Source organism: Fibrella forsythiae (assembly GCF_017353175.1).
Classification (GTDB): Bacteria; Bacteroidota; Bacteroidia; order Cytophagales; family Spirosomataceae; genus Fibrella; species Fibrella forsythiae.
Genome location: NZ_JAFMYW010000037.1, coordinates 1 through 3,020 on the forward strand (window position 1 = coordinate 1; position 3,020 = coordinate 3,020).

The 3,020-nt window shown below is 55.3% G+C and carries 3 protein-coding genes; 1 reads left to right on the plus strand and 2 read right to left on the minus strand.

What is annotated here, in order from left to right:
- Positions 1–1,244 precede the first annotated feature (1,244 nt).
- Positions 1,245–1,712, plus strand: a complete 468-nt coding sequence (locus J2I46_RS32450) for a lipocalin family protein (RefSeq protein WP_207333276.1) — start codon at positions 1,245–1,247, stop codon at positions 1,710–1,712.
- A gap of 276 nt (positions 1,713–1,988) precedes the next feature.
- Here the strand turns inward: J2I46_RS32450 and J2I46_RS32455 are convergent, their stop codons facing one another.
- Both J2I46_RS32455 and J2I46_RS32460 read right to left on the minus strand, forming a co-directional pair.
- Complete coding sequence (locus J2I46_RS32455; RefSeq protein ID WP_207333277.1) at positions 1,989–2,483, minus strand: hypothetical protein; 495 nt, start codon at positions 2,481–2,483, stop codon at positions 1,989–1,991.
- Between the two features lie 119 nt (positions 2,484–2,602).
- On the minus strand, positions 2,603–2,878 hold the full coding sequence (locus J2I46_RS32460; protein ID WP_207333278.1) for a hypothetical protein: 276 nt from the start codon (positions 2,876–2,878) through the stop codon (positions 2,603–2,605).
- Positions 2,879–3,020: the final 142 nt, after the last annotated feature.

The following is a 3,020-nucleotide window of genomic DNA, read 5'->3' on the forward strand; positions in this document are numbered from 1 at the left end:
AGGGTCTTTTTGCGGCTCCATTTCAGCCTAAAGACCTGCTATCGCCTCCCGCTGCCACCTGAGCGAATTGTAGTAACCCCGTCTCGGTTCACGAGTGACAAAAGGTCTGGTTAGTCAAGGGCCTGACCTGGGCAGGAATGAGCCGCTTAAGGGGCCTGCTCAAAGCCCCAATCCCCTGTTGGCGGGCCGGTCACTACTGAAGCAGTGAGGCAGCGGTCAGCCCCCTATGTAACCACTCTGTCATATATCACCGGGGAATGGCATTACAATTGTAATGGAGGGGTAGTGCGTGGCGGGGTGATGTCTGGGATTTGGCCTGCGACGAGCGAAGAATTTCGGCTCATCTGCCTGTGGGTGAGCAAGATGACCGTTTTTTTCGGTGAGAAAAGGGGAAGATCCACCGCTGACCTTGGATAGATCAGAAATCCGGGTTGATCCCGGGCGGACAAAACAGGCCTGATCCAGGGGCCAGAAGCCCTGGTTGGGCCCGTTTCCCGCCCTCTCCCTGGCCAGACTACAACTGCTCATTCCACCAACATTGTAGTAACCTCGCCTCGGCCTACGGGTGACATAGACCCTTCAGGGACTAAGTCGATACGCAGGCCATGGACAAGCTGGCGGGGCAGGCGGGGGAACCCTTCCCAGCGCCCGTTTGCCCCCTCTGCGGGCCGGTCACTACTGAATGAGTGAGGCAACGGTACGGAGTCTTACCCTTGCTATGTAATCAGTCTGTCATATATCACCGGGAAATGCAAGTACAATTGTACTAGCCGGGTAGTGCGTGGCGGGGTCCTGTCTGGGATTTGGGCTCCGGTGAGCGAAGAATTTTGGCTTAGTTAGTTTATAATGAGCGAGTTGACCGTTTTTTTGGGGAGAAAAGTCGGAAGATCCACTGCTGACCTTGGTTGCGGGGAAAAGAACTAATCAACCCGGCCAATAAAACGGGCTGACGAGCGGCTAAAAAAGCCCCTCTAAGTCCTCTTTTTGGCAATCGCATGCAGCTGACCAGATGGCTCGACACGAGCAATGGGTCGGCCATTGTAGTAGCAGTGTTTCGGCTCGCTGGTGACAAGTCAGTCAAAAGGCGGATCAGAAGCCGCCTACCGGCAACCACCTTTTGACTGGCTTTTAGGGCTGGGGAGGAACAATAAATCAATTAGATGGTAGGCCGCACTACTTGTATTTACATCGGTCAGCTTCGTATTCTTGCAGGATTAATAACGCGTTAAATTCAAATCACTTTTATGCTTTCCTCTGCTTTACGCTTTCGTTCTCTTTTGCTGAGCTCTATGCTGGTTATGGCCCTGATCCTGGGGTGTAAGGGCACTGATCCCGCTCCGGCTACCACCACCGATCTGTCGGGCAATTACAAAGTTACGGCTCTAACCGAGACCAAGGGGAATCAAACCCTCGACTATTTGCAGCTGATGGCTGCTTTTGGCCTGACCTGCGCGCAGGACCTGGTCATTAGCTTCAAAGCTGATGGCAGTTTCAGTAGTAATAATCCCGCCTCCTGCGCTGGAGCCGACGCCGTTGATGAATTTAAAGGCGGCAAATGGGCAGCTAGCGGTACTACGCTCTCACTAACGGCGACCAATCAGCCTAAAGAAGATTGGACCTACGCGGTAACGGGGAATAAACTGGTGCTGACCCAGACCGCAGCCGTTAACGGCGTCTCTTCCACGGCCAAGATGGAGCTGACCAAGCAGTAGCCTACCGCTCCTGCAGCTACCTACCTGGCTGATGCACACTAAGCCTGATCTACTGATCAGGCTTTTTTATGCCGCCAAAAAAGAGGACCACCCCAGGGGGACGGCCCTCTGGGCACCACACGCTGGCAAAGGCAAGTTAGCTCAGCCAATAGCCAGTGTACCGCCGTTATTACCGCTCAAGGGGCCACAAACAAAAGAGGGCCGCCCCACTGGGACGGCCCTCTACCACACTACACGCAACTTGATAACAAACGCTTACTATAGGCTTAGCAATGACTAGTTCAGGACGTCCTCGGTGGCCTCGACCCGGTGGCGGGTGTAGTGACGAATCGCCGCGCTCAGCGGATAGGTATCCTCATCGATGCCCCAGCGGGCCAGGGCCAGCTCAGTGGCTTGCTTCAGGCTTTTGCTGAACTCGATCCGCAACTCGATCTCCTCACGGAGCCTTTGGCGGAAGGTATTGGTCACAAAGGTGTTAAAGGCGCTGGCCCGGGCGGGAGTGACCCCCTCAATACAACCCGTGCGCATCTGCCACTCGGGGATGTGAATGGTCAGGCTTTCGGTAAGCGCCTCATCGGCTATGGCCTGCCCATCGGCCGCCCGGCGCTCGCGCTGAAGCAGCGCGAAGAGATACGCCGAATAGGGATTGAAGGGCTTACGCTGCTCACGAGAAACAAACAGAGCCTCGCCTTTGGTAGAAGCCAGGATAATGCGTTTGACCAGGGGCGTAACGGGAAGCGACAGACTGCGGCAGGAAGCAGAGGAGGACATAGAAAGCAAGGCTGATTCAAGACTAGGATAAAACTAGGATCGCTTCAGGGCGGCTAACAGGTCACCACTCTCACGCTGTGATAGTTCTGACCTGCCTGGCCACGCCAGGAGCAACCGGCTTAGTCCAGCTCGTAGGGCTCATCGGGGTAGTCCTCGTCTTCATCCTCCTCCTCAATAGAGCGGTGGCGATCCTGATAGGTGGCCCGGATCGATTGGCAACCCTCCAGGATGGCCTGCATGGCAGGGGTAAGCTGGTTCACGACGGGTCCGGCGGCAATCAGCAGCTGGCCCGTGGCGGGCTCAAAGCTAGCGGTAACAAACTCGTCATACCCGTGCTGGCGGCAGAGCGCCGAGAGGGCCTGGGTGAAAGCGGGGGTTGGGGATACTGAAGGCATAAAAAGAGGCGAGTTAGCTGAGTAAAGGGGAAATGGACAGCGGTATCCATCACCCGCTTACGAAGCTAAATCACCGCTTTTGTTACATCGCAATAACTTGAGGATAATGCATCTGTTTTTCATAAGTACCTATAAACCAGCC